At 70.9% G+C, this 25,625-nt stretch carries 24 protein-coding genes; 14 read left to right on the top strand and 10 right to left on the bottom strand.

Translation table 11 applies throughout. From position 1 onward, the window contains the following. The first annotated feature begins 1 nt into the window (after nucleotide 1). From rpsK to rplQ, 4 genes are all read left to right on the top strand, one after another. Entirely contained in the window at nucleotides 2-370 is a 369-nt protein-coding gene (gene rpsK, locus VGK78_RS01490; protein WP_331525487.1) for a 30S ribosomal protein S11, read from the top strand. A 43-nt stretch (nucleotides 371-413) separates the two neighbouring features. Further along, nucleotides 414-1,022, top strand: a complete 609-nt coding sequence (rpsD, locus tag VGK78_RS01485) for a 30S ribosomal protein S4 (RefSeq protein ID WP_331525486.1) — start codon at nucleotides 414-416, stop codon at nucleotides 1,020-1,022. A gap of 143 nt (nucleotides 1,023-1,165) precedes the next feature. Continuing rightward, a complete protein-coding gene (locus VGK78_RS01480) occupies nucleotides 1,166-2,182 on the top strand; it encodes a DNA-directed RNA polymerase subunit alpha (protein WP_331525485.1) in 1,017 nt (338 codons plus the stop codon). 71 nt (nucleotides 2,183-2,253) lie between these two features. After that, on the top strand, nucleotides 2,254-2,937 hold the full coding sequence (gene rplQ, locus VGK78_RS01475; protein WP_331525484.1) for a 50S ribosomal protein L17: 684 nt from the start codon (nucleotides 2,254-2,256) through the stop codon (nucleotides 2,935-2,937). A 51-nt stretch (nucleotides 2,938-2,988) separates the two neighbouring features. Here rplQ and VGK78_RS01470 read toward each other — a convergent pair whose 3' ends face one another. Beyond that, a complete protein-coding gene (locus tag VGK78_RS01470) occupies nucleotides 2,989-3,648 on the bottom strand; it encodes a hypothetical protein (protein WP_331525483.1) in 660 nt (219 codons plus the stop codon). A 47-nt stretch (nucleotides 3,649-3,695) separates the two neighbouring features. Between VGK78_RS01470 and VGK78_RS01465 the strand changes: the two genes are divergently transcribed. Beyond that, nucleotides 3,696-4,589: a carbohydrate kinase gene (locus VGK78_RS01465; protein ID WP_331525482.1), complete on the top strand. Its 894-nt coding sequence runs from the start codon at nucleotides 3,696-3,698 to the stop codon at nucleotides 4,587-4,589. A 25-nt stretch (nucleotides 4,590-4,614) separates the two neighbouring features. Here VGK78_RS01465 and VGK78_RS01460 read toward each other — a convergent pair whose 3' ends face one another. From VGK78_RS01460 to VGK78_RS01425, 8 genes are all read right to left on the bottom strand, one after another. Beyond that, a complete protein-coding gene (locus VGK78_RS01460; protein ID WP_331525481.1) occupies nucleotides 4,615-5,118 on the bottom strand; it encodes an SRPBCC domain-containing protein in 504 nt (167 codons plus the stop codon). After that, nucleotides 5,115-5,480, bottom strand: coding sequence for a metalloregulator ArsR/SmtB family transcription factor (locus VGK78_RS01455; RefSeq protein WP_331525480.1), 366 nt, complete (start codon nucleotides 5,478-5,480; stop codon nucleotides 5,115-5,117). The genes VGK78_RS01460 and VGK78_RS01455 overlap by 4 nt, the downstream gene beginning before the upstream one ends. Nucleotides 5,481-5,566: 86 nt before the next feature. Further along, nucleotides 5,567-8,272, bottom strand: a complete 2,706-nt coding sequence (locus VGK78_RS01450; RefSeq protein WP_331525479.1) for a UPF0182 family protein — start codon at nucleotides 8,270-8,272, stop codon at nucleotides 5,567-5,569. 98 nt (nucleotides 8,273-8,370) lie between these two features. After that, nucleotides 8,371-10,050, bottom strand: a complete 1,680-nt coding sequence (locus tag VGK78_RS01445) for an FAD-dependent oxidoreductase (protein ID WP_331525478.1) — start codon at nucleotides 10,048-10,050, stop codon at nucleotides 8,371-8,373. A gap of 13 nt (nucleotides 10,051-10,063) precedes the next feature. Beyond that, the gene (locus VGK78_RS01440) at nucleotides 10,064-10,933 is read right to left on the bottom strand and encodes an amino acid ABC transporter permease (RefSeq protein WP_331525477.1); all 870 of its coding nucleotides are present in this window, start codon (nucleotides 10,931-10,933) and stop codon (nucleotides 10,064-10,066) included. After that, complete coding sequence (locus VGK78_RS01435; RefSeq protein ID WP_331525476.1) at nucleotides 10,933-11,616, bottom strand: amino acid ABC transporter permease; 684 nt, start codon at nucleotides 11,614-11,616, stop codon at nucleotides 10,933-10,935. Before VGK78_RS01435 ends, VGK78_RS01440 begins: the two co-directional genes overlap by 1 nt. Before the next feature lie 76 nt (nucleotides 11,617-11,692). Beyond that, nucleotides 11,693-12,574: a glutamate ABC transporter substrate-binding protein gene (locus VGK78_RS01430; RefSeq protein ID WP_331525475.1), complete on the bottom strand. Its 882-nt coding sequence runs from the start codon at nucleotides 12,572-12,574 to the stop codon at nucleotides 11,693-11,695. 71 nt (nucleotides 12,575-12,645) lie between these two features. Further along, nucleotides 12,646-13,389 (bottom strand): amino acid ABC transporter ATP-binding protein, encoded by a 744-nt coding sequence (locus VGK78_RS01425; RefSeq protein WP_331525473.1) that lies wholly within the window; start codon nucleotides 13,387-13,389, stop codon nucleotides 12,646-12,648. Between the two features lie 86 nt (nucleotides 13,390-13,475). Here VGK78_RS01425 and truA point away from each other — a divergent pair, with 86 nt between their 5' ends. The 9 genes from truA to VGK78_RS01380 all read left to right on the top strand — a co-directional run bounded on the left by truA (nucleotide 13,476) and on the right by VGK78_RS01380 (nucleotide 25,185). Further along, nucleotides 13,476-14,297 carry a tRNA pseudouridine(38-40) synthase TruA gene (truA, locus tag VGK78_RS01420; RefSeq protein WP_331525472.1) on the top strand — a complete coding sequence of 274 codons (822 nt, stop codon included), beginning with the start codon at nucleotides 13,476-13,478 and terminating at the stop codon, nucleotides 14,295-14,297. Next, nucleotides 14,294-15,103, top strand: a complete 810-nt coding sequence (locus VGK78_RS01415) for a TIGR02569 family protein (RefSeq protein ID WP_331525471.1) — start codon at nucleotides 14,294-14,296, stop codon at nucleotides 15,101-15,103. The genes truA and VGK78_RS01415 overlap by 4 nt, the downstream gene beginning before the upstream one ends. After that, nucleotides 15,100-15,717 (top strand): class I SAM-dependent methyltransferase, encoded by a 618-nt coding sequence (locus VGK78_RS01410; RefSeq protein ID WP_331525470.1) that lies wholly within the window; start codon nucleotides 15,100-15,102, stop codon nucleotides 15,715-15,717. Before VGK78_RS01415 ends, VGK78_RS01410 begins: the two co-directional genes overlap by 4 nt. Before the next feature lie 37 nt (nucleotides 15,718-15,754). Next, complete coding sequence (locus VGK78_RS01405; RefSeq protein WP_331525469.1) at nucleotides 15,755-16,057, top strand: hypothetical protein; 303 nt, start codon at nucleotides 15,755-15,757, stop codon at nucleotides 16,055-16,057. A 496-nt stretch (nucleotides 16,058-16,553) separates the two neighbouring features. Beyond that, complete coding sequence (locus tag VGK78_RS01400) at nucleotides 16,554-17,441, top strand: ABC transporter ATP-binding protein (RefSeq protein ID WP_331525468.1); 888 nt, start codon at nucleotides 16,554-16,556, stop codon at nucleotides 17,439-17,441. Then, nucleotides 17,438-18,163: an ABC transporter ATP-binding protein gene (locus tag VGK78_RS01395; RefSeq protein WP_331525467.1), complete on the top strand. Its 726-nt coding sequence runs from the start codon at nucleotides 17,438-17,440 to the stop codon at nucleotides 18,161-18,163. The genes VGK78_RS01400 and VGK78_RS01395 overlap by 4 nt, the downstream gene beginning before the upstream one ends. A 45-nt stretch (nucleotides 18,164-18,208) precedes the next feature. Further along, on the top strand, nucleotides 18,209-20,290 hold the full coding sequence (locus VGK78_RS01390; protein WP_331525466.1) for a hypothetical protein: 2,082 nt from the start codon (nucleotides 18,209-18,211) through the stop codon (nucleotides 20,288-20,290). 49 nt (nucleotides 20,291-20,339) lie between these two features. After that, the gene (locus VGK78_RS01385; RefSeq protein WP_331525465.1) at nucleotides 20,340-23,432 is read left to right on the top strand and encodes an ABC transporter permease; all 3,093 of its coding nucleotides are present in this window, start codon (nucleotides 20,340-20,342) and stop codon (nucleotides 23,430-23,432) included. A 58-nt stretch (nucleotides 23,433-23,490) separates the two neighbouring features. After that, a complete protein-coding gene (locus tag VGK78_RS01380) occupies nucleotides 23,491-25,185 on the top strand; it encodes an ABC-F family ATP-binding cassette domain-containing protein (RefSeq protein ID WP_331525464.1) in 1,695 nt (564 codons plus the stop codon). Nucleotides 25,186-25,260: 75 nt separating this feature from the next. Here the strand turns inward: VGK78_RS01380 and VGK78_RS01375 are convergent. Next, nucleotides 25,261-25,625 (bottom strand): S1C family serine protease (locus VGK78_RS01375; RefSeq protein ID WP_331525463.1); only part of this gene is annotated, 365 nt, incomplete at its 5' end.

Here is a 25,625-nt window from a genome sequence, read left to right as displayed (position 1 = left end):
GGTGCGCCGCAAGGAGAAGAAGAACGTCGCTCAGGGCGAGGCCCACATCAAGAGCACGTTCAACAACACCATCGTCACCATCACCGACCCGACGGGTGCGGTGATCTCGTGGGCCTCGGCCGGCACCGTCGGCTTCAAGGGTTCCCGCAAGTCCACGCCGTTCGCCGCGCAGATGGCTGCCGAGGCCGCCGGGCGCCGGGCGATGGACCACGGCATGAAGAAGATCGACGTGTTCGTCAAGGGCCCGGGCTCGGGCCGCGAGACGGCGATCCGCTCCCTGGGTGCGATCGGCCTCGAGGTCGGCACCATCCAGGACGTGACCCCGACGCCGCACAACGGCTGCCGTCCGCCGAAGCGCCGCCGCGTCTGACCGGCATCGCGAGCACGAGATCCTCGAAGGAGTCTGAAGAAGAATGGCCCGCTACACCGGCCCCATGACCAAGAAGTCGCGCCGGCTCGGCGTCGACCTCGTCGGCGGCGACTCGGCGTACGAGCGTCGTCCCTACCCGCCCGGCCAGCACGGCCGCGGGCGGATCAAGGAGAGCGAGTACCTCCTGCAGCTCCGCGAGAAGCAGAAGGCACGCTTCACCTACGGCGTCCTGGAGAAGCAGTTCCACAACTACTACACCGAGGCCTCGCGTCGGCAGGGCAAGACGGGTGACAACCTGCTGCAGCTGCTGGAGTGCCGCCTGGACAACGTCGTCTACCGCGCCGGCTTCGCCCGCACCCGCCGTCACGCCCGCCAGCTGGTCGTGCACGGTCACTTCCGCGTCAACGGCAAGAAGGTCGACATCCCGTCGTACCAGGTCAGTCAGTACGACGTGATCGACGTGCGCGAGAAGTCGCTGGAGATGACCCCGTTCATCGTGGCTCGTGAGACCCACGGCGAGCGCGTCGTCCCTGCGTGGCTGGAGTCGATCCCCACGCGGATGCGCATCCTCGTCCACCAGCTGCCGGTCCGGGCCCAGATCGACATCCCGGTCCAGGAGCAGCTGATCGTCGAGTACTACAGCAAGAAGTAACCACACACACGGGGGCTTCGCCCCCGTGGACCCCCGCTGGGGGCTCCGCCCCCAGACCCCCGGTGGACCCACAACTTCACACCGCCGCCACCAGAAGATCTGAGCCCGTCATATAGCGGGTGGGCTCGGAAAGGAATGAATCAGTGCTCATCGCACAGCGTCCGACCCTGTCGGAAGAGTCAGTCGACGAGTTCCGTTCGCGTTTCGTCATCGAGCCGCTCGAGCCCGGCTTCGGCTACACGCTCGGCAACTCGCTGCGGCGTACCCTCCTGTCGTCCATCCCCGGTGCCTCGGTGACGAGCATCAAGGTGGACACGGTCCTGCACGAGTTCTCCACGATCGAGGGCGTCAAGGAGGACGTCACCGAGATCATCTTGAACCTCAAGGGCCTGGTCGTCTCCTCGGAGCACGACGAGCCGGTGACCATGTACCTGCGCAAGTCCGGCGCGGGCGAGGTGAGTGCCGGTGACATCCAGCCGCCGGCCGGCGTCGAGGTGCACAACCCCGAGCTGAAGATCGCCACCCTGTCCGACAAGGGCAAGCTCGAGATGGAGCTGGTCGTGGAGCGCGGCCGGTGTTACGTCTCGGCGGTGCAGAACAAGGGCGCCGACAACGAGATCGGCCGGATGCCGGTCGACTCCATCTACAGCCCGGTCCTCAAGGTGACCTACAAGGTCGAGGCCACCCGTGTCGAGCAGCGCACCGACTTCGACAAGCTGGTCATCGACGTCGAGACCAAGCCGTCCATGAAGCCGCGCGACGCCATCGCGTCGGCCGGGAAGACCTTGGTCGAGCTGTTCGGTCTGGCCCGCGAGCTGAACGTCGAGGCCGAGGGCATCGACATCGGCCCGTCGCCGGTCGACGAGCAGCTGGCCGCCGACCTCGCCCTCCCGGTCGAGGACCTGCAGCTGACCGTCCGGTCCTACAACTGCCTCAAGCGCGAGGGCATCCACACCGTGGGTGAGCTGATCTCTCGCTCGGAGCAGGACCTGCTCGACATCCGCAACTTCGGCGCCAAGTCGATCGACGAGGTGAAGGCGAAGCTGCACGAGATGGGTCTGTCGCTCAAGGACAGCGCGCCCGGCTTCGACCCGTCGGCCGCCCTCGCGGCGTACGGCGATGACGACGACGACGCCTTCATTGAGGACGAGTCCTACTGACCTGACACTCACCCGAACCAGCACCATCTACTCCGGTACCTGACACGGCCGGTGAGAATCGAGAGAGAGCCATGCCCAAGCCCAAGAAGGGCCCCCGCCTCGGCGGCAGCCCGTCGCACCAGCGGCTGATCGTCGCCAACCTGGCCACCCAGCTGTTCGAGCACGGCCGGATCACCACCACCGAGGCCAAGGCCCGGGTGCTGCGGCCGGTCGCGGAGAAGCTGATCACCAAGGCCAAGCGCGGCGACCTGCACAACCGTCGGGAGGTGCTGAAGACCGTGCGCGACAAGTCCGTCGTGCACGAGCTGTTCACCGAGATCGCGCCGCGGTTCGCCGAGCGTCCGGGTGGCTACACCCGGATCACCAAGATCGGTCCGCGCAAGGGAGACAACGCCCCGATGGCGGTGATCGAGCTGGTCACCGAGGCCTACGAGCCGAAGGCCGCTGCGACGGCCAAGAAGTCGGCGGCCAAGAAGTCGACCGCGACGAAGGCCCCGGCCGCCCCGGTCGAGGCTGCGCCGGCCGAGGAGGCGGCTGTCGACGAGACCCCGGTGGACGAAGCGGCGGACGCGACTGCGGTCGAGACCACAGCCGACACCACGGACGAGACCACGGACGAGACGGTCGAGGAGGCCACCGAGGCGTCCGCCGAGGAGGCCTCGGCAGAGGTCACCGACGAGGCCGACGAGGAGGCTCCGGTCGAGGAAGAGGCTCCGGCGACCGCCGAGGAGCCGGAGGAGTCCGACAAGGCCTGACCGGCCCGAGATCTCCGGGTCGTCCGCTTGAGAGGCTGTTCTGGCAGCCGCTCAGGCGGACGACCGCATTTCGGGAGCAGAGGTCGGCGGCCGATTGAGCTCGATCAGCCAGCAGACGAGGCAGGCCACCACCATCGGGGCGACGAACTCGAGCCGCGTGACCCACCACTGACCGTGGTGGAACTCCCACGACTGGACGTGGGGGTTGTGCAGCTGGAGCAGGTGGTGCGCCCAGGCGAGTCCCGGCGCCACGAGCACGCCGACGAGCCATGCCCGACCCGATCGCCGGGCCAGGCCCCATGACAGCGCGACCAGCGTCGGGACGACCAGCGTCAGGGTCCAGTCGAAGATCCGCAGGTTCGTCTGCGTGAGGTGGTTCCGCTCGAAGACCAGCTTCTGGAACGCCTCCTGGATGCCCCAGTCCGCGCCACCGGCGAGAAGCGCGCACCCGGCGCCGGCCACCCGCTGGCGCGCGCTCCGGCCCCAGACCAGGAGAACGGCCGCGAAGAGCACGAACGGCGAGACCTCGACGAGGAACCGGAGCAGCCCGAGGAGGTCGTTCGGCCAGTGTCCGTACAGGTGGGGGACGGCGCGGGACATCAGCCGGAAGTAGGCGAGATATCCCGCGACGACCACCGCGGCGACCATCCCGCAGAGCACCAACGGTTGGTCGCGACGCGTCGATGTCGGCGTACCGAGCGTCGTCGTCATGGCCGACAGTGTGCATCCCGCGGGGCGGTTGCGACAGGGTAGGGGGCATGGCAGGCGTGTTGGTGGTCGGCGAGTCCCTGATCGACATCGTGCAGCGACCCGACGGATCGACCGTCGAGCACGCCGGAGGCAGCGCCGCGAACGTCGCGGTGGCACTGGCCCGGCTGGGACGCCCGGTGCAGTTCCTGACGGCGTACGGCGACGACGAGCGCGGCGCCGTCCTGGCCCGGCACCTGAACCAGTCGGCCGTCGGTCTCGTCGGCGACCCGCACACGTTGGAGCGGACGGCGACGGCCAGGGCCTCGATCGCGGCCGACGGCAGCGCGGCGTACGCCTTCGACATCGAGTGGCGTCTGGGCGAGGTTCCCGAGCTCTATCCCGTCGTGGTGCATGCGTGCTCGATCGGCGCGGTGCTGGAGCCCGGCGCAGGTGAGGTACGCCGCCTGCTCGAGGATCTGCGTCCTCGCGCCACGGTCAGCTACGACGTCAACGCCCGTCCCGCCGTGACCGGCGGCGGCCCAGACGTCGTGCGTGCGATCGAGGACGTCGCCGCCCTTGCAGACCTGGTGAAGGCCTCCGACGAGGACCTCGCCGTGCTGTATCCCGGTGAGCCGGTGGAGCAGACCGGTGACCGGCTCCTCGGCCTCGGCCCGTCGGCGGTCGTGGTCACCCGCGGACGTCAGGGCGCGGTCTGGATCGGGGACGGACAGCGTGTCGATGTACCCGCGGTCGAGACCGACGTCGCCGACACGATCGCCGCCGGCGACACCTTCGCGGCCGGCATCCTCGATGCTCTCTGGGACGTCGACGCCCTCGGCGGGCGCCTCACCGGGCTCGGCCGCGACGACATCGAGTACGTGCTGCGGCACGCCGCCACCGCGGCCGCCATCACCGTGTCGCGGCCGGGCGCCGACCCGCCGTACCGCCATGAGCTGCTCTGAGGGAAGCCGCTCGACGGGTTGGTGCTCAGAGGGTTCCGTCCTCGAGCATCCGGTCGATGGCGGCGTACCCGTCGTTCACGCCGACCTCCATGCCGCTGCGGAGCCAGCCGTCGCGGTCCTCGAAGCTTTCGCAGAGCGACGTGGCGTGGAGGCGGGTCCGGTCGTCGCCGAGGTCCTCGAAGGTGACCGTCTCGAGGGCGACGCTGTCGGGCAGGCCCTCCCACGTGAAGGTCTGGACGATCTTGGTGGGGGAGACGGTGTGGAAGCTGCCCCGGAAGAAGTACGTCTGGTCGCCCCCGTCGCCGGCGGAGTAGCGCCAGCGGCCGTTGTCCGTGGCGTCCCAGTCGATGATCGTCGTGCCCATGCCCTCCGGGCCGACCCATTGCGCGAAGAGCTCGGGGTCGGTGTGGGCTCGGAAGAGCTGCTCCGGGGTGCCGGCGAAGTCGCGCCAGATGTGGATCATCGGCACCGTCTCGTCCGCCTCGATGGCGGCCTGGTCGTAGCGAGCCGTGGGGTGCGTGGTGGTCATGATGCGGTTCCCTCCTGTGGGATCTCGGTCGCGTCGTGCGTCTCGTCGTTCAGGTCCGCCAGGACTGCGTCCAGGCGTTGGTAGCGCTCCTCCGCACGTTGGCGGTAGCGCTCGATCCACTTCGTCATCAGGTCGAACACCTCGGCTTCCAGGTGCACGGGCCGGCGCTGGGCGTCGCGACTGCGGGTGACCAGGCCCGCCTCCTCGAGCACCTTGAGGTGCTTGGAGACGGCCTGCAGGCTCACGTCGTACGGCGCGGCCAGGTCGCCGACGGTCGCATCACCGTCGGTCAGGCGGGCCACCAGGTCGCGGCGGGTGGGGTCGGCCAGGGCGGCGAAGACCCGGGAGAGCTGGTCGTTCATCTCGTCACTTTCGTCAACCATTCGGTTGAAGAGGAGGCTAGACCGGGGACACCGCCTTTGTCAACCGAGTAGTTGACGAGGGAGCGTCAGCCGGCCCGTGCGTCGTTCGCGATGGCCTGGGTCAGGGCCTGCTCGAGGGTGGACCTGAAGGCCGGCTGGCCGTCGCCGTACACCGCGATCACGTGCCGCAGGATCGGGAAGGAGTCACCGCCCTGGGCCTGGGTGTAGACCGGCTCGACGTACAGCACCTTGCCCGCCAACGGGATGGTGAGCAGGTTGCCGAGGACCACCTTCGAGTTGCCGCCGCGCTGCAGGGTGAGCGCCTTGGAGATGGTGTTGTCGGACTCGATGTCGTTCTGGATCTGGGCCGGCGACTCGAACTGCTGGCCGGACGGGAAGCGCAGCAGGGTGAACTTCCCGTAGTCCGGTCCCGGTGTCGCGTTCACGCTCAGGAAGCCGGCCAGGTCGCGGTAGTTCAGGGTCACCATCGGCGTCGACAGCGAGTACACCGCGGGGCCGTCACCGGTGGGGGCGAGTGACATGTACGCCGACGGCAGGGTCGGACTGCCGCCGCCCTTGCCGCCGGAGTTCAGGCTGTTGGTCGCGGCGACCGTGGGATCGGTCGGCACCTTCCAGAAGGCGCTGCCGTTGTAGAAGTCGCCGGGGTCGGTGACGTGGTACTGCGTGAGCAGCAGCCGCTGCACGTTGAACAGGTCCTGCGGGTAGCGCAGGTGCGGCAGCAGTGCGTGCGGGATGTCCGACTCCGGCTTCACGAGCCCGGGGAAGGCGTCCTCCCAGGTCTTCAGCAGCGGGTCGGGCTGGTTCGCCTGGTTCCACTCGTACAGCGTGACCTGACCCGTGTACGCGTCGACGACGGCCTTGACGGAGTTCTGCAGGTAGTTCACCGACCGGTTCGGCTGCACCGCCGTCGATCCGGACGCCGTCAGCGAGCTGGTCGTCGCCGAGCGCAGGTCGACGCGCTGGGAGTCGGGGTAGCTCGAGCTCGAGGTGTAGCCGTCGACGACCCACTGGACGCGTCCGTCGACGACGGCGGGGTAGACGTCGCCGTCGAGGGTCAGCCAGGGCGCGACCTTGGCGACCCGGGACCGCGGGTTGCGCACGGTCAAGAGCTGCGAGCCGCTGTTGACGTCGCCGGAGAAGAAGATGTTCGGGTCGTGCATCTTCACCGCGTACAGGAAGCGGGTGAAGCGCGAGCCGATCGGCACGCCGCCGTCACCGTCGTACGTCGTGTGCGCGCCCTGGGTGCCGCTGCCGTCGCCCGGGTGGTCGAACTCGAGCTCCTTCGTGCTCCCCTTCGGCTGCCCGACGATGGAGTACGGCGGAGAGTTCTGGCCGAAGTAGATGCGCGGCTCGTCGACGGGGATCTGGTTCTGTGGCGGGAGCCCGCCGTTGATGAAGTCGGGGGTCCCCGTCTTCTCGTCCATCCGGTCGGTGGGCGCGGCGACCACGCCGTACCCGTGGGTGTAGACCAGGTGCTTGTTGGCCCAGGTCTGCCGCGAGATGCCGGCCAGGTTGAGCTCGCGCACGGCGATCGCGACGTCCTGGTCGCGGCCCTGGATCGGGTAGTGGTCGATGTCGAGCGTCGACTTGAACTGGTAGTAGGCCTGGAGCTCCTGCTTGACGTTGAAGGTGGGCGTGAGCTCGTTGGGGTCGAGCAGCCGGATCTGCGCGGTGCGCTGCGCGGCCGCGGCGGAGGTCGTGCCCGACGACGTGCTCCCGAACGACTGCGTCGTCACCCCGTGGTCGAGCCCGAACGCCGCCATCGTCGCCGCCTGGTTGTGCTCGATGGTGATGCGGTCGAGGGTCGCCGCGCTGGGCTGCTCGCGGTAGCGGTACACCAGCGACGGGTACAGCCCCCCGAGGACGTACGACGCGACGTACAGCACCACGACGCCGAGCACCATCCAGCGGAGCCGGTTGAGGGCCACGTTGGCGAACAGCAGCGCCGCGCAGAGCACGGCGACCACGACCAGGACGGTCCGCGCGGGCAGGACTGCGTGGGTGTCGGTGTAGGACATCCCGGTCACCGGGCCGCGGTTGGAGGTGGTGAGGGTGTAGCGGCCCAGCCAGTACGACGCGGCCTTGAGCAGCAGGAAGAGCCCGAGCAGCACCGAGACCTGCATCTTGAGCGCTCGGGTGACCCGCCGGCCCGGGCCACGCGGCCGGAAGCGGAAGGCGCCGTACAGATAGGCCGCGACGATCGTGACGACGAGACAGGTCCCGACGATCGAGCTCAGGTAGGAGACCACCATCCGGTGGAAGGGCAGCACCGCGACGTAGTAGGAGATGTCGCGGTGGAACTGCGGGTCGGTGGTGTGCCACGGCTGGGCGTGCCGCCACAGCACGTACGTCTGCCAGTGGTTGCTTGCGCGGGTGCCGACGTGGACGCCGAGGTAGAGCGCGACGACGACGATCAGCCAGATCCGGACCCGCGGCTCGTAGCGTCGGAAGCGGCTGCGCCAGGTCCGTCGCGGATCGGGGCGAAGTCGCGGACGCCTCTTGATCAGCACCACCAGCGAGGCCGCGACCGCGAGGGCGGTCAGGCCGCCGAAGACCACGAAGAGCAGGATCTGCGCACCGAGGATCGTGCCGTACACGTCGTCGACGTGGACCGAGCGGAACCACAGCACGTTGGTGCGGATCGAGACGAACGCGAGGAACGCGTAGACCACGGCGGCGACGACGATCGCGACCGCCACCAGACGTGTCCCGAGACGCTTCCACCGGGACGACGAGAGCGCGCGGAGCCGCTCCGGGGAAGCCGTTGGCACGGGAACGCACCCTACCAACGCGACGGTCCCGGACCCGCTTCCTCATGGGCGTTGCGAGCGCCTCCGTGGCGCGGCTCACAACCCCTCGGCGTGGTGGCTCAGATGGGGGTCGGCGTGGGCTCGAGCCAGGCATGCACCAGCGGTACGACGGACGCCCCCTCGCCGCTGGCGCTCGCGACGCGCTTCATCGAGCCGGCCCGGATGTCACCGACCGCGAAGATGCCGGGGACCGTGGTCTCGAGGTTGCCGGGCGGCAGCCCGTCGCGCCACGCCGTCGACGGCACGTCGCGTCCGGTCAGCACGAAGCCGTTCGGGTCGCGCGCGACCTCCTGCGGGAGCCAGTCGCAGTGGGCGACGGCCCCGAGCAGCAGGAACAAGCCGCCCGTCGCGCGTCTGGTCCGCTCGCCGGTCGTGGTGTCCTCGACCTCGATCCACTCCAGCCGGCCCTCGCCGCCGCCGGCGACGACGCAGCGGCAGCCTTCGACGGTGATCCGGGGGTTGAACGCGATCTCGCCGATCAGGTACGACGACATGGTCGCGCTCAGGTCGGGTCGCCGGACCAGGATGGTGACGCTGCGCGCGAACCGCGAGAGGTGGATCGCCGCCTGGCCGGCCGAGTTGCCGCCGCCCACGACGTACACGTCGAGGCCCTCCATCTCGCGCGCGGCGGTCATCGCGGCGCCGTAGTTGACGCCGCTGCCGACCATCGAGTCGATCGCCTCGACGCCGAGCTTGCGGTAGGTCACTCCGGAGGCGATCACGACGGCGCGGGCGCGGACGTCGCCGCCCTCGGTGCGGACCACGTGCGGCTCACCGAGGCCGCCGACGTCGAGGCCGGTCGCCGGCCAGCCGGTGAAGAAACGCGTGCCGAAGCGGATCGCCTGGTTCCGCGCACGCTGTGCCAGCCGCATCCCGGAGATGCCGCGCGGGAAGCCGAGGTAGTTGCGGATCATCGAGCTGGTGCCGGCCTGGCCGCCGATCGCCTCGGCCTCGATGGCGACCGTGCCGAGGCCCTCGGACGCGGCGTACACCGACGCGGCGAGGCCCGCGGGTCCGGCGCCGACGATCACGACGTCGGCGACGCTGTCCACGTCGATCGAGTCCGGGCGGCCGTAGATGCTCATCGCGACATCGCGCACCGACGTCACCGAGAAGGGGGCGTGGTCCCATCGCTCGACGACCGGGTACGCCGGGGGGTTCGCGGCCGCGTCGCCGTCGAGCCGGGCCAGGATCTCCCGGCCGACCTCGCTGTCGGGGTGGTGCACCAGGTGGGGTACGCCGATCCGGTCGAGGAAGTCGCGCACCGCCAGAGTGAGCCCGTCGCTGGTCGGCGAGACGAGCCGGAGGCTCTCGACGACCGGCGGGGCGACCGTCTGGTTCCAGTCCGACAGCAGCTCGCAGATTGCGGTGTGGAACTCCTCGTCGCGGTGACCGCGTGGCATCAGCAGGTAGGCGTCGTACTTGCCCTTGGCGAGCCCCGGACGGAACCGCTCGGCGTCGTACCGGAACCTGTCCCAGTGCGCCGCGACCACGCGGCGGCACGTCGGGACGTAGGTGCGCAGATGGTGGAAGGTCTCGAGCACGTCGGCGTCGGGCAGCACCGACTCGGTCACGACCAGGGCGAGGGGCTGGCCCTGGAGCCCCTTGACCACCTGGCCCGCCTCCGCGGCGCTGCGGGCGGTGCGCAGGTCGTAGTCGCGCGCATAGCGGCCGAACTCGTCGAGCAGGTAGTCGGCATTCTCCTCCGACACGAGCAGGATCACGGGGCGGTCGTCCACACCGAGAGCCTAATCAGCCGGCGGCGAGCGCCTCCTCGACGTGCTCGACCGCACGGGCGGCCCCGCGGCCGCGCTGCGAGATCCTCCGCTCGGCCCAGTAGGCGAGAAGTGACAGGACCGAGTTCATCGCGATGTAGACCAGCGCGATCAGCAGGTAGGTGACCAGGAAGCTGCCGGCGTACTGCGCGACGGTCCGGGACCCGCGCAGGAACTCGGGGTACAGCACGATGTAGCCGAGAGAGGTGTCCTTCAGGGCCACGACGCACTGGCTGATGATCGCGGGGAGCATGTACCTCACACCCTGCGGGATCAGCACGACCCGGAGCACCTGGTTCTTGCGCATGCCGATCGCGTACGCCGCCTCCGCCTGGCCCTTCGGCACCGCGTTGACTCCGGCGCGGAACACCTCGCACAGCACCGAGCCGTTGTAGAGCATCAGCCCGGTCACGAGTGCCGCGAGGCCCTGGGTCCGCGTGTCCCATCCGGACATGGGGCTGGTCGCCCCGGCGAGCCCGAAGAGGAAGATGATCAGCAGCACGAGCGGGACCGCGCGGAAGAACTCCACGAATGCGGTGGCCGGCACGCGTATCCACCTGTGGTCGGACAGGCGGGCGACGGCGAGCACGATTCCGAGGAGCAGCGCGACCGCGATCGCGAGACCGGCCGCCTCGAGGGTCGCGACCAGTCCTCGCCGGAGCTCGGTGATGACGCCGTTCTCGCTCAGCCGGTGGTAGATGCGCGACTCGAACTGGCCGGCCGCGTTGAACTTGTAGAGCACCAGGGCGATGACACCGAGCACGACCAGGACGAAGACGCCGTTGTAGAGCCGGAATCTCACCCGAGCCCGCGGACCGGGCTCGTCGAAGAGGACGCTCGACGACATCAGGCGATCCTGGCCCGGCGCTCGAGGGCCGCGGTGACGAGTGCGACGATCGCGACCAGAAGCATGTAGGCGATCGCGAAGACGATGAAGATCTCCCACCTCGAGCTCGGGTGGTCGTTCTGGAGCTTCTGCATCTCGAAGCCCATCTCGGTGACCCCGACCCCGACGGCGATGGCGGAGTTCTTGATCATCGCGATCAGCGCGCTCGCGACGGGTTGCAGCACCGCCCGGAAGGCCTGCGGCAGGATCACCAGCCGCAGGCTCTGCCCGAAGGTCAGCCCGATGGCCCGAGCGGCCTCGGCCTGGCCGAGCGGGACCGAGTTGATGCCGGAGCGCACCGCCTCGCAGACGAAGGCGGCGGTGTACAGGCCGAGCGCCGCCGTCGCGAACACGAAGAAGACATTGAGCCGCAACAGCTCGGCATCGCCGAGGTGGAGCTCCGGCCGGATGTCGAGGTTGGGGATGCCGAAGGCGAACAGCAGCATGATCAGCAGCAGCGGCGTGTTGCGCACGGCGTACACGTAGAACGTGCCGATGCCCCGGGCCAGAGGGATCGGGGAGACGCGCATGGCGGCCAGGATCGCGCCCAGCACGAGCGCGACGACCCCGGCGATGACGACCATCTCGACGGTGAATCCGAAGGCCACGAGGATGTCGTGCCGGTTCTCGGTGAACCACTCCACCGGGTTCTCCCTCTCGCCGGGTGTTCAGGTCAGCCCGTGCTGCGACCCCGGGAGGGGCCGCAGCGCGGGCTCGGGCTCACGCGCACTCGTCGAGCGCGGGCGGGTCGGGCGTCTCGACCCCGGACTCGCCGAGCGTGTTCTCGAACGCTGTCGCCCACGTCCCGTCGTCCTCCGCCGACTTCAGGGTGTCGCTGATGAACTCGCACATCCCGCCGGCGTCCTTCTCGTAACCCACGCCGTACCGCTCCTCGGAGAACGGGTCGCCGACCACCTCGAGGTTGTCCGGATCCTCGGCCGCGTAGCCGAGCAGGATGGCGCCATCGGTGGTGACCGCGTCGACCGTCTCGTTCTGCAGCTGGTCGACGCACTCGGAGTACGTCGCGAACGGCACCGGCTTCGCGCCGTACTCGTCCTCGACCCGGGCCAGCGAGGTGGAGCCCTCGACGGAGCAGACCTTGATGCTCTTCAGGTCGTCCGGTCCGGTGATCCGGTCCTTGTCGTCCTCGCGCACGAGGAGCTGCTGGCCGGTGACGTAGTAGGGCCCTGCCTGCCCGACGATCTTGCGCCGGTCGTCGGTGATCGAGTACGACGCGATCACGAGGTCGACCCGCCCCTGCTGCAGGAACGGCTCGCGGTTGTCCGAGACCGTCTCGACCCACGTGATGTCGTCGTCGGAGATGCCGAGCGCGCCGGCGAGGATCCGTCCGATCTCGATGTCGAAGCCCTCCGGGGCGTCCGCGCCCGGCGCTTTGAACCCGATGCCCGGCTGGTCGATCTTCACTCCGATCGTGATCGTGCCCTTCTCGGCCAGCTCTTTGGCGACACCGGTCAGTCCCGACGCCTTCTTGACCTCGACGTCGGTCTCGTCGCCGCCGTCGCTGCCGCACGCGGTCAGCGCACCCGTCGAGGCCGCCAGCGCGGCGCCCACGAGTACCGCCTTGATCTTCAACAATCGCATCTTCAATCTCTCCTTTGAGGTTGACGAAACGCACCTTGCGATGGGGTCTGTGCCGGGCGATCTGGTCCGGTTCAGTGCGTGAGGACCTTGCCGAGGAAGTCACGGGCTCGTTCGCTCTGCGGGTCGGTGAAGAACTCCTCGGGCGTGTTCTCCTCGACGATCGCCCCGTCGGACATGAAGACGACCCGGTCGGCCGCCGTACGTGCGAAGCCCATCTCGTGGGTGACGACGATCATCGTCATGCCCTGACGGGCGAGGTCCACCATCACGTCCAGGACCTCCTTGATCATCTCGGGGTCCAGCGCCGAGGTCGGCTCGTCGAAGAGCATCACCTTGGGGTCCATGGCCAGGGCGCGGGCGATCGCCACCCGCTGCTGTTGGCCGCCCGAGAGCTGTGCGGGGTACTTCTCCGCCTGCTCGCCGACCCCGACGCGGTCGAGCAGCCGGCGCGCCTTCTGCTCGGCGGCCTCGCGCGCGATGCCGCGCACCCTGACCGGTCCGAGCGTGACGTTCTCGAGGATCGTCTTGTGCGCGAACAGGTTGAAGCTCTGGAAGACCATGCCGACCTCGGCCCGAAGTGCCGCGAGCTCCTTGCCCTCGGCCGGCAGTGGCTTCCCGTCGACGCGGATGGAGCCGCTGTCGATGGTCTCGAGCCGGTTGATCGTGCGGCACAGCGTGGACTTGCCGGAGCCGGACGGGCCGATCACCACGACCACCTCGCCCCGAGCGACGGACAGGTCCACGTCGCGAAGCGCGTGCAAGCGGCCGAAGTGCTTGTTGACGCCTTCGAGAACGACGAGCCCGGCCTCCGTCATGCAGGATTCTTACAGGTTTCGTCCATCGACCGCCACCCGCTCGGCTCGCCGACCCCGGCTGCGCGGGGGCTCGTAGGATCCCGGCCGTGCGGCTGCGGATCGATCTCGCCTACGACGGCGGCGCCTTCCACGGCTGGGCGGCGCAGCCGGGACTGCGCACCGTGCAGGGCGAGCTCGAGGCTGCGCTGGCGACTGTCCTGCGCGTCTCCGAGGCGTCGACCGTGTGCGCGGGCCGGACCGACACCGGGGTCCACGCGCGCGGCCAGGTCGTGCACGTCGAGGTGGAGGAGGGAGCGCTGGTCGCCGCTGCGGGTCGCTTCGAGAGCGACCCGGCGGAGGCCGTGACTCGTCGCCTGAACGGCCTACTGCCGACGGACGTCCGGGTACGCCGGGTGGTTGCCGCCCCGGACGCGTTCGACGCGCGCTTCGCGCCGCTCTGGCGCCGCTACGTGTACCGGATCTGCGACGGAGTCCCGGACCCACTGACCCGCGGTCACGTGCTGGCCTGGCCCCGGCCACTCGACGTGGACGCGATGAGCGAGGCGTCGACGACGCTCCTCGGGCTCCACGACTTCGCGGCGTTCTGCAAGCAACGCGAGGGCGCCACGACGGTGCGGACGCTGCTCGAGCTGTGGTGGGTGCGCGAGGGGGACCTGCTCAGCGGCACGGTCCGGGCCGACGCGTTCTGCCACCACATGGTGCGGTCGCTGGTCGGGTCGCTCGTGGCGGTGGGAGAGGGTCGACGGCCGGTCTCCTGGCCGGCCGAGGTGCTCGCCGCCGAGGTCCGCGACCCTGCCGTGACCGTCGTACCGCCGCACGGCCTGACGCTCGAGGAGGTCGGCTACCCGCCGGACGCCGAGCTGGCCGCGCGCGCCGAGCAGGCGCGAGCGAAGCGGGAGCCGTCGTGAGCGTGCCGTCGGCCGAGGTTCTCGAGGCGTTCGGCGCCACGGTCTCGCCGCACCCGGCCGAGCGCGGCATGGGCAGGACGTGGATCGCGGGCGATGTCGTGCTCAAGCAGGTCGACCTCGAGGCCGAGCACGCGTGGGTCTGCGGGGTGTACGACGCGTGGTCCTGCGCGGATGTCGCCGTGGCACGCCCTCTCCGGGCGGACGGACGGTGGTCGTTCGCCGGCTGGGGGGCTCAGGCGCTCCTCCCGGGCGCCACCGCTCGCGCGGGCGATGACCCCGACTGGTTCCGCGAGGTCCACCGGGTCTTCCATCGGGCGGTCGCCGAGCTCGCCCGGCCGGCGTTCCTGGACGACCGCGAGGATGCGTGGACGTACGGCGAACGCGTGGCATGGGACGGCAAGGCCCCGGAGGGCGCCCGGGAGACGTTGGCTCTGCTGACCCGCGCGCTCGATCTCCTCGAGCCGATCGAGGTCGCGGAGCAGCTCGTGCACGGCGATCTCGGCGGCAACGTCCTGCGCGACGGCGACCGCGCCGCGGTCATCGACTGGCCGCCGTACTGGCGTCCGGCGGACTGGGCCCTCGCCGTGGTGGCCACCGACGCCGTCTGCTGGGAGGGCGCCGACGAGTCCCTGCTCGACGACTGGTCGACGGGCGAGACCTGGCCGCAGCTGCTCCTCCGGGCCGCGATCTACCGGCTCGCGACCCGCGGACGCAACGAGTCGCTGGGGAAAGTACCGGTCGGCAGCGACGGGTACGTCGCCGAGAAGGGCCGGATGCTGGCGCTCATCGAGGAGCGACTCGGGTGAACGACCACTACTTCTCCGCGGACCCCTCGGCGCCTTTCGAGCGGGAGCCGGTGAGCTGCGAGGTGTGGGGGCAGCGGCTCGACCTGATCAGCGGTTCGGGCGTGTACAGCCGCGGCCGGCTCGACATCGGGACCTCGGTGCTGTTCCGCGAGACCGAGCCGCCGGAGCCGGGCCACGTCCTCGACCTCGGCACGGGGTACGGCGTGATCGGCCTGGCCGTCGCGGCGTCCTGGCGTGCCCGCGGCGTACCCGCCGGGTCGTCCTCCGGGGTGACCGGCGTCGAGGTGAACCAGCGTGCCGTACTCCTCGCGAACCAGAACGCGGCCCGCCTCGGGCTCCAGGACCGGTTCATCGCCTGCGACCCGGAGATCGTGCCGGACGACGTGCGGTTCGACGAGATCTGGTCCAACCCGCCGATCCGGATCGGCAAGCAGGCCCTCCATCGCCTGCTGCTCCACTGGTTCGCGCGGCTCCGCCCCGGCGGGCGGGCGATGCTGGTGGTGGGCAAGAACCTCGGCGCCGACTCGCTCCAGAACTGGCTGATCGACCAGGGGTACCCGACGCTGAGGCTGGCCTCGGCCAAGGGGTTCCGGGTCCTGGAGTCGCGCCGATAGGTGGTGGTGGTTCGGTGGTCGAGCCTAGAGTCTGGCCATGACGCAGACCGTGCCCACCGACGTGCGGCTCCCGTGGGGCACGACCCCGAACGGTGAGTTCACGGTGAAAGGCACCGTGGTCGCATCGGTCATGGGCACGCTCGCCGTGTTCGTGACGCTGCCACTCGGCATTCTCGGGATCCTGCTGTCGTGCCAGGGGCTCGATCGCGTCGCGCGCCGTGACCACTCCGCTCGCAGGTTCCTGATCTGGTCGTGGATCTGCTTCGTCCCCGGAACGGTGCTCGGGGTACCGCTGGCCGTCCTGCTGCTGGCATCGCTGATCAAGAACCTGCTCGCATAACCACGGCGGTTCCGTGGGAGGCGGGGGCCCGCGCGTTCAGGTCCCCGGTGGTGGAGCCGGGCAAGGCAGGTCCACGGTGAGTGGGTCTCGAGCCGGTGGTGTCGCCTGCTCAGGACGGCCCCCGAGGCCCGCTCGACCACCGAAGAGCACCGCTGCACCCCCGGCTCGACGACCGACACGCACGGTGGTTTCGAGACGGTCGCTGGGCGACCTCCTCAACCACCGAGGGTCGCTGGGCGGCTCCTCAACCGCCGGGGGCCGGCCCACGACAAAACGGCACCGCGGCGCCCCGCGCTGAACCGACGGCGTTCGCGTGCGGGAGGGCAGAATCCGTGACAACCGGGGCGGGGGACCGCGCGTCAGACGGGTATCGATCGGGTCACGAGACCCGGTCGGTGCTTGCCCGACCCCGCGTCGGCGGTTTGACTGCCGGAGCCGGGATCACAGGACGGTCACGACCCGGGGCCGGACGACCCGTCACAGCCGAGGAGTGCGCATGCAGCACGTCGCCCGAGAGGTCGATGGGCGGACCGGTGGTCTGTCCGTCCGCTGCCAGGGCCTCGTGCACCTGTACAAGACCTTCGAGGGTCACGACGTGGTCGCGCTGCAGGGCGTCGACCTCAGCGTCGAGGCGGGCGAGCGGGTGGCCTTCCTGGGGCCCAGCGGGTCCGGCAAGTCCACGCTCCTCACGCTCTTCGGCGGCATCCAGCGCCCGAGCGCGGGCAAGATCTTCCTCGGCGAGGAGGAGATCTCGCGGATGAGCGAGCGCCAGCTGACCCGGGTCCGCGCGTCCCGGGTCAGCACCATGCTCCAGGGCGCGACGCGCAACCTGCTCCACTACGCCACCGCCAAGCAGAACCTGCGCTTCAGCAGGTCGGCCGCCGGCGACCCCGACCGCACCCTCGGCGATGCCGAGCTACTTCGCCGGGTCGGCCTGGAGAGCAAGGGTGACCAGGTCGTCTCGTCGATGTCCGGAGGCGAGCGGCAGCGGCTCGCGCTCGCCTGCAGCGTCACCAGCGCGCCCCAGCTCCTGCTCGCCGACGAGCCCACGAGCCAGCTCAGCCACGAGGACCGCGACCACATGCTCGAGCTGATCCACGGGCTCGGCAACGACTTCGGGACGACGATCCTGGTGGTCACCCACCAGCCAGAGGTGGCCGGCACCTTCCCGCGCACGGTCACCATGCGCGGCGGCCGCGTCGGCATGGAGGGCCGCGCCGGTGCGGAGTACGTGGTCGTCGGCGCCGAGGGCGTCGTGCATCTGCCCGCTCACATCGCCCGTGACTGGCCGCAGGGCACCCTGGTGCGGATCGAGCCCGAGCACGACGACCGGCTGCTGCTGAGCCGAGGAGACCACGACCTCCTCGACGAGGAGCTCTCATGAGCATCCTCGGCCGTCACCGGTCGGCCGCAGAGCGCCCCGACATCGCCGCGCAGGGTGTGCTCGCGCTCGAGGACGTGTCCCTCAACGTCGGTGGGCGGTGGGCGCTGGAGCGGGTCAGCCTCGAGTTCCGCCCCGGCGAGGTCACCGCGCTGTCGGGCCCATCCGGCTCGGGCAAGACCACGATGCTGTCGATCGCCGGCGGGATCGTGAAGCCGACGACGGGCTTCTCGACGTACGGCGGCCGCCACATGTGGCAGGGCGACGGCGACCCGCGCCACGTGGTGGCGTTCGTGCTCCAGGTCTACGGCCTTGTCCCTATCCTGTCGGCCCGGGAGAACGTCGCCATCGCGCTGCGTGCCCGCGGCGTACCCCCGGGCGAGGCCGACGAGCGCGCGGACGACGAGCTGACCCGCTTCCACATCGGCGACCTCGGCGACCGGCAGGTCGAGGAGCTGTCGGGTGGCCAGATGCAGCGTGTGGCCTGTGCACGCGCGTTCGCGGTCGCGCCCGAGATCCTGCTCGCCGACGAGCCCACCAGCGAGCTCGACGAGGGCAACCGCGAGCACGTGATGGACCAGCTCCGGATCGAGGCTTCGCGCGGCGCGATCGTCGTGGTCGCGACCCACGACCCTGCGGTGGTCGACGCCGCCGACCGCGCACTCGTGCTCGACGAGGGCCGGCTGGTCCCCGCCGAGGACTCGGCGTACGCGCCCGGGCGGTAGCCGGCCGTGCTCCTGCGCTCCATCCGGGCCCACCTCCTCCCGTCCATGGCGACGCTCGCGCTCGCGTTCGTCGTCGCGGCCGGAGCCGTGGCCGTGGTCGGCGTGTCACGCGTGGGCGGTACGCCGGGGGCGGTCGCCGCCATGCTCGCCCTGTACGGCGCCGTCGCGCTGGCCGAGCAGTCGGCGCGGACCATCGTCGACCGGAGCCACGACGTCGCGCTGGCCCGGCTCCGTGGACTCAGCGGTCCTCGTCTGGTCACCTTCGCCGCCGGCCCGCTGCTCGCGGTCGGCCTGGTCGGGATCGCGGCCGGTTCCCTGGTCGGTGTCTGGCTCGCCCACCGGATCGCCGGCGACTGGAACGTGCACTGCAGCCTCGGCACGCGCGAGGTGGTGGTCGCGGTCGCGATCCTCGTCGGCGCCTGGGTCACCATCGCGCTGGTCGCGACCGCCGTGATCCGGCGGTCCCTGGTGGATGCCCTCTCGGTGCACCCGCGCAGGCAGCCGACCTCGTGGATCACGTTGTTCCTCGAGCTGCTGGTGGTCGCGGCTGCATGCCTGGCCGTCTACGAGGCGCACCGCAGCGAGGCCGGCTGGGTGCCCACGGTCGCCCCCGCCCTGGTCGCGCTCGGCGCCGGCCAGCTCGTGATGTGGCTGCTCACCCTGACCCCGCGCCTGGGAAGGCGGCTCGGCCTCTCGCTGGCCAGCCGCCGCCTCCGACGTGATCCCGACCCCGGGTCCGTGGTCCGCGTCCTCGTCGCGGCGGCGGTCCTTCTCGCGGTCACGCTCACCGGCGGTCGCGCGGCGGCCGACTGGCGCGACGACGCAGGACGTCTCCGTGCCGGTGGTCCGATTGCCGTGCCGTTCGAGAAGGGCGCCCTCCGTGCGTACGCCGCCGCCCACGCCGCCGACCCCCAGGGACGCTGGCTGATGGCGGCTGTGCCCATCGACGACCTCGACCCTTCCGCCCGGAGGGTCTTCGTCGACTCCGATCGCTGGGACGCCGTCGTCGGCGACTTCGTCGGCACCACGAGCGTGGCCGGCGCGAGCGCCCACATGGGCGCGCTCGCCGACCAGCCGGACCCGCTGATGGTGAGGTCCGACTCGCTCGACGTCGACGTCACCTCGATCCGCCCGAAGACGACCGGGACCGTCTCGGTCACCCTCCTCACCGACCTGGGCTACCTCAAGACGGCGCGCATCCAGGTGACCCACACGGGCTCGAGCACCGGCCCTGTCGGACCCTGCGCGATCGGCTGCTCGGTGGTCTCGGTCGATCTCGGCGGCGCGGCCTTCCACCTCGGCCAGGTCTCGGCCGGCCCCACCCGCATCCTCGGTGCCACGTCCCACGCCGCCGGGCGGACCGAGCACGCCCTGACCGTCGGGCAGGAGCCCGGGGAAGAAGCCGCCCTGACCACGTCCGGCCTCGAGATCCACGCGAACCTCGACGGCATCGACGGCAAGGCGCTCCCGATCCACGTCCTCGGGTCGGTCCCGGCGATCCCCTTCCTTGGCCGCGCCGGGTCGCTGCTCGACCTGGGCCGCGTCCTCAGAGGCGCGGTCGGCACCGTCGCCGGCGCCCGGCCCGTCGTCATCGCCCGCGCGGACACGCCATCCTCGGTGCTGGCCCGGCTGCACCGGGACGGCGGCGGCAAGCCCATGACGTACGCCGCGATCGCCGACCAGCTCGACCACACGCCGGAGGCCCGTGCCGACTCGCTCGCCCTCCTCGTCGCGATCGGAGTCGGCCTGGTCGCGCTCACCCACCTCTTGGCCTGGCTGGCCGGCCAGGCCCGGCGCCGACGCGCCGAGGTCGCCGGGCTGCGCGCAGCCGGCGTGCGGCCCACGTCCGTCCGCGGCGCCTATCTCGCCGAGGCGGCGATCCTCGCCGTGATCGTGCTCGTGACCGCGGCGGCCACCGCCGTCGCGACCACGGTCCCCTTGCTCACGCCGATGGAGCTGGTCGGCGGCTGGGCGGAGGCACCGGTCCTACACCCGGCGATCCGGCCGTTCACGCTGGCGTCGGTCGTCATCGGTGTCGCCGTCGTGACCGCTCTGATCTGTGCGGCCGTGTTCACCCGGTTCGGCCGGGGCGCACGTCCCGGCTCCCTGCGGGCGGTCGACAGATGACTCATCCCACGAAACCGCTCGCAGAGCTCGCGCTTCCGCGGGGACCCCGATGACCCGCTTCTGGTGGCTCCTCGCCACGTGCCTGCGCGGCCTGCGCGCCCGCTGGGTGCTCAGCCTCGGCTCGCTGCTGCTGACCGCGATCGCGATCGCGTCCGCCGTCGTCGGGCCGAGCTACCAGCAGAACGCCGCCAACTCGTTCGTGATCTCCCAGCTGCGGGCCCAGCCGCCCATCAACACCGGCCTCACCTACGACTACCGTCCCCAGGCCGGCGAGGACGTCGACCGGGCGATCTCGACCGCCCGGGACGAGACCGGGCGCGAGTCCGGCAGCGGCTACCTCTCCGGCCGTCCCTTCGTCTGGCAGCCGCTCCACCAGGTGAGTCTCCCCGGCGGCATCGCGCCGGCCGTGCCGCGCCTCGTCTCCGTCACCGGCGCCTGCGACCACGTGCAGCTCGAGGGCCGCTGTCCGACCAACCCCGGCGAGATCGCGATCCTGCGCGCCGACGCCGCGACGTACGGCGTGAAGGTGGGCGACCCCTTCAACCCCTACGGCGAAGTGACTCCCTTCACCGTGGTCGGCCTCTACCGGCCCACGGACTCCAACGCCGACATCGACTTCTGGGGCGGCAGCCAGGTGCTGCAGTCCAGCCCAGGCGCCCTGCTTCCCCGGTTCGTTCCGGCCCACCCTGCTCCGTGGATCACTTCCCAGGCCGGGATCGAGCTCGGCCCGGAGCCCTGGTACGTCGGCGTCAACCAGCCCCTCGCGACCCCGCCGAGCCTCACCGTCGACGACCTCGACACCATCGCCACCCGGGTGAAGGCTCTCGCCAAGGCCGACGAGCACGGCACCCTGTTGCAGGGTCTCTCGCTGGAGGCCGGCAACACCCTGCCGGTCACCGCGGCGCAGCTGATCGACCGCCGCGGGGTCTCCCGTTCGACGGTCGAGCCGGCCGTGCTGTCCCTCATCCTGGTCGCGCTGGTCCTGCTGTCGCGGCTGCTGTCCGCTGCGATGATCCTGCGTCGTGGCGAGCTCGCGCTCGCCTCGTTGCGCGGCTACGGCCGGCGTCAGCTGTGGTTCCTCGGCATGCTCGAGCCGCTGGTGATCCTTGCCGTGGCGACGCCACTCGGCCTCCTGCTGGGCTACCTGGCGTCCCGCGCCCTCGCCCAGCGATGGCTGGTGCCCCATCTGCCGGTGCCGTTCATCGCGGCCAGCGGGCTCGCCGCGCTCGGGGTCGTGGTGGTGACCGCGGTCGTGGCCGCCGTCGTCGTGCGCGACGCCGTCGGTGAGCCGCTGAGCGCGCAGATCGCCGGCGTACGACGACCGACCAAGGCGGGACGTCTCCTGGTCATCGTGAGGCTGGCCCTGGTCGCGCTGGCCGCCGCGGCGCTGATCACCGCCGCCAGCCGCAGCCATCCCGCCAAGCCCGACGCCACCGACCTCTTCCTGCCCATCCTGCTCGCCGTCGCGTCGGGCCTGCTCGTCGGACTTCTCGTGCTCGGCGTCGCCGGCGCCTGGGTGCGGTGGTCGAGGAGACGCCGCGCCATCTCGTCGTACGTCGCCTCGCGCACCGTCCGGCGCCGGCGCGAGGGGACGATGGTGATCCTGCCCGTCACCGCCGCCCTCACCGTGGCGGTGTTCGCGGTCGGAGTCTCGCTCGCCGCCTCGACGTGGCGCGCCAGCGCGGCTGCCACCGAGGTGGGCGCGCCACTGTCGTTCGAGACGAAGCTGCCGCTCACTCGCGCCGTCGGGCTCACCCACGAGCTCGACCCGCAGGGCCGGTGGCTGATGGCGGCCGCGGAGGACTTCCCCAACGCCGACGAGGTCGAGTCCGTCCCACAGCCCCGGGTCGTCGTCGACGCCACCAGGCTCGCCCGGGTCGCCTCGTGGCCGGCCCAGTGGACGCCGGGCCGCAGCGCCGCCGACGTCGCCCGGGAGATCGGGCCGCGACGCCCTCCGGTGATGATGCGCGGGTCCACGCTCTCGATGACCATCGACAACCACGTGGACGGCGACTACCGCCAGCTGGGCGTGATCGTCACCGTGCTCGACGACAGCGGCGACCTGCGCAACATCCCCGTCGGCCCCTTCCGGCAGGGTCGCTCCACCCAGACGAGGAAGCTGCCGACCTGCCACACCGGCTGCCAGGTGGAGACCATCAGCTTCGGCGGCCCCTCCGCGCTGGTGGAGGCCATGCGGGGCACCGCCACGATCGAGTCGGCCACCGTCGACGGGGGTCGCATCCCGGGCATGCTCGACCGCTCCTGGCGCACGCAGGCGCCGCAGATCATCAACACCGCCACCGCGGTCAGGAAGGTCGAGCTGCGGAACGGGCGCCTCACCCTGTCGTTCCGGTCGAGGAGCTCCGAGTCCTACGCGGGCATCAGCCCGGCGGACTTCCCCCCGGTCGTACCCGTGCTCTTCGGGCGGCTCACCTCGGAACCCAGCCGGCTCCCGACCGGCGCGTCCGGGCTCTTCCGGGTGGCTCCGGCCGGAGCCCCGGCCGAGTCGATGCCGTTCCGTGGTCCGTCCGGCACCCTGATCGACTTCACGGCGTTCATCCGCAGCGCGTCGCAGGTCAACAGCGACACCCTCGTCTACATCTGGGCGCGGGCTGACACGCCGCGACGCGTCCTGAGCGCGCTCTCCGACCACGGACTGTCCAACCCCACCCGGGAGACCGAGACCAAGCACGTGCTCGACCAGGACGCCTTCGCGCTCGCCCTGCGGCTGTACGTTGTCGTGACGGCGCTGGTGATCCTGCTCGCGGTCGCCGGGCTCGGGGCCAACCTCGCGGTCCAGCTGCCCGCCCGCCGCCGTGATGCGGCGTCGTTGCGTGTGGTCGGGGTGAAACGCCGGTCGGTGATGGTGGGCGTGGTCGCCGAGTTCGTGGTCGTCCTCGGGGCCGCCGCCGTGGCCGGGGTCGCCGCCGGCGGCCTCGCTCAGTACGTCGTCGTCCGCACCGTGACGCTCGGGTTCGTCGACTCCTCGCTGGTGCCGCGCGTCGTACCGTCCTTCGACGTCGGCTCCGCCGTGACGCTGAGCGCGCTCGTCCTGGTCGGCCTCGTCGTGGCGGCGTCCGGCTTCGCCCTCCTCACCGTCCGGGGAGCCCGCACGTCGTCGCTGCGGGAGAACGCCCGCTGAACCTCGGCCCCGGATAACCGCGTGCGCCGCTCGGGGAGGTCACGGAGAATGGCTCCCCGTGGGTCACGTGGACGTCGCCGGTGTGCGCTTCGAGCTGCCCGACGGCCGGGTGCTGCTCGAGGACGTGTCGTTCCGCGTCGGCGACGGCGCGAAGGTGGCCCTGGTCGGCGCGAACGGCGCCGGCAAGACGACCCTGCTGCGCATCATCACCGGCGACCTCGTGCCGAAGGCGGGCGTGGTGACCCGCACCGGCGGGCTCGGCGTGATGCGGCAGATGGTCGGCCTCGGCCTCGGCGACGACCCGACCGTCGCCGACCTCCTGCTCTCGGTGTCGCCGGAGCGCGTACGCGCAGCCACCGCCGAGGTCGAGCGCTGCGAGCTGGCCTTGATGGACGCCGACGACGAGAAGAACCAGATGCGGTACGCCGAGGCGCTGGCCGAGTACACCGACGCCGGCGGCTACGACCTCGAGGTCGTCTGGGACGTGTGCACCGTCCGCGGCCTCGGCGTCCCCTACGACCGCGCGAAGTACCGTTCGCTACGGACGCTGTCCGGTGGCGAGCAGAAGCGGCTGGTGCTGGAGTATCTGCTCGCCGGCCCCGATGAGGTGCTCCTGCTGGACGAGCCGGACAACTTCCTCGACGTCCCCGGGAAGATGTGGCTCGAGCAGCGCATCCGCGAGTCGGAGAAGACGATCCTGTTCATCAGCCACGACCGCGAGCTGCTCAACAACACCGCCACCCGGATCGTCACCGTCGAGCTCGGCGCGGCCGGGAACCTCGTGTGGACCCATCCGGGCGGCTTCGCGTCGTACCACGCGGCGCGACGTGACCGTTTCGCCCGCTTCGAGGAGATGCGGCGCCGCTGGGACGAGGAGCACGCCAAGATCAAGGCGCTCGTGCTCCGGCTGAAGATCAAGGCCGAGTACAACGACGGGATGGCCTCGCAGTACAAGGCCGCCCAGACCCGACTCCGGAAGTTCGAGGAGGCGGGACCGCCGACCGAGCAGCCGCGCGAGCAGCAGGTCTCGATGCGGCTCAAGGGCGGCCGCACCGGCAAGCGCGCGGTGGTCTGCGAGGACCTCGAGCTCGTGGGGCTGATGAAGCCGTTCGACCTCGAGGTCTGGTACGGCGAGCGGGTCGCGGTGCTGGGCAGCAACGGCTCCGGCAAGTCGCACTTCCTGCGGCTCCTGGCCGCCGGCGGCTCCGACCCCGACGTCGAGCACCGTCCGGTTGATGACACCCCGATCGATCCGGTGCGCCACACGGGCAAGGCCAAGCTCGGCGCGCGGGTGCGGCCGGGTTGGTTCGTGCAGACCCACGAGCACCCCGAGCTGATGGGCCGGACGCTGCTGGAGATCCTGCACCGGGGTGACGGCCGGCCCGACGGCCGCGCCGGGATGGGCCGGGAGGCGGCCGCCCGGGTGCTCGACCGCTACGAGCTCGCCCATGCCGCCGAACAGAGGTTCGAGTCCTTGTCCGGCGGTCAGCAGGCGCGCTTCCAGATCCTGCTGCTCGAGCTCTCCGGGGCGACGCTGCTGCTGCTCGACGAGCCGACCGACAACCTCGACGTCCAGTCGGCGGAGGCGCTCGAGGACGGGCTCGAGGCGTTCGAGGGCACGGTCGTCGCGGTCACCCACGACCGGTGGTTCGCCCGCGGCTTCGACCGGTTCCTGGTCTACGGCGCCGACGGTGCGGTGTACGAGTCCGACGGTCCGGTCTGGGACGAGACGAGGGTCGACCGCGCCCGGTGAGGTCCAGACGCTGCCGGTGGCACGGAGCCCGGGGGGCGTCTCCGGCGCTGTGGACGCCTCCCCCGGGCTCCGAGATCAGGAGTTCTGGGTCGCGGCGTCGGAGTCCAAGGTGACCTTCACCGTGTGGGTGCTCCCCCCGCGCTGGTAGGTGACGGTGACCGTGTCGCCGGGGCGGTAGGACCGGATCGTCGCCACGAGCCCGTCGGAGGACGTGATCAGGTGGCCGTCGACCTTGGTGATCACGTCGCCCGACTTCAGCCCGGCGTTCGCGGCGGCGGAGCCGTTGTTGACCTGGCTCACCTTGGCGCCGTCGGTGATCTGGGCACCGGCGCCCGACGCTGCGTTCTCGACGCCGATGCCGAGCCGGGCGTGCGTCGGGGTCTCGCCCTTGATCATCTGCTGCACGATCGGCAGGACCTCGTCGATCGGGATCGCGAAGC

This window comes from Nocardioides sp. (assembly GCF_036503465.1).
Taxonomy (GTDB): Bacteria; Actinomycetota; Actinomycetes; order Propionibacteriales; family Nocardioidaceae; genus Nocardioides.
The sequence above is the reverse complement of the archived record's forward strand: the minus strand, read 5'-3'. Positions and strand labels throughout refer to the sequence as shown.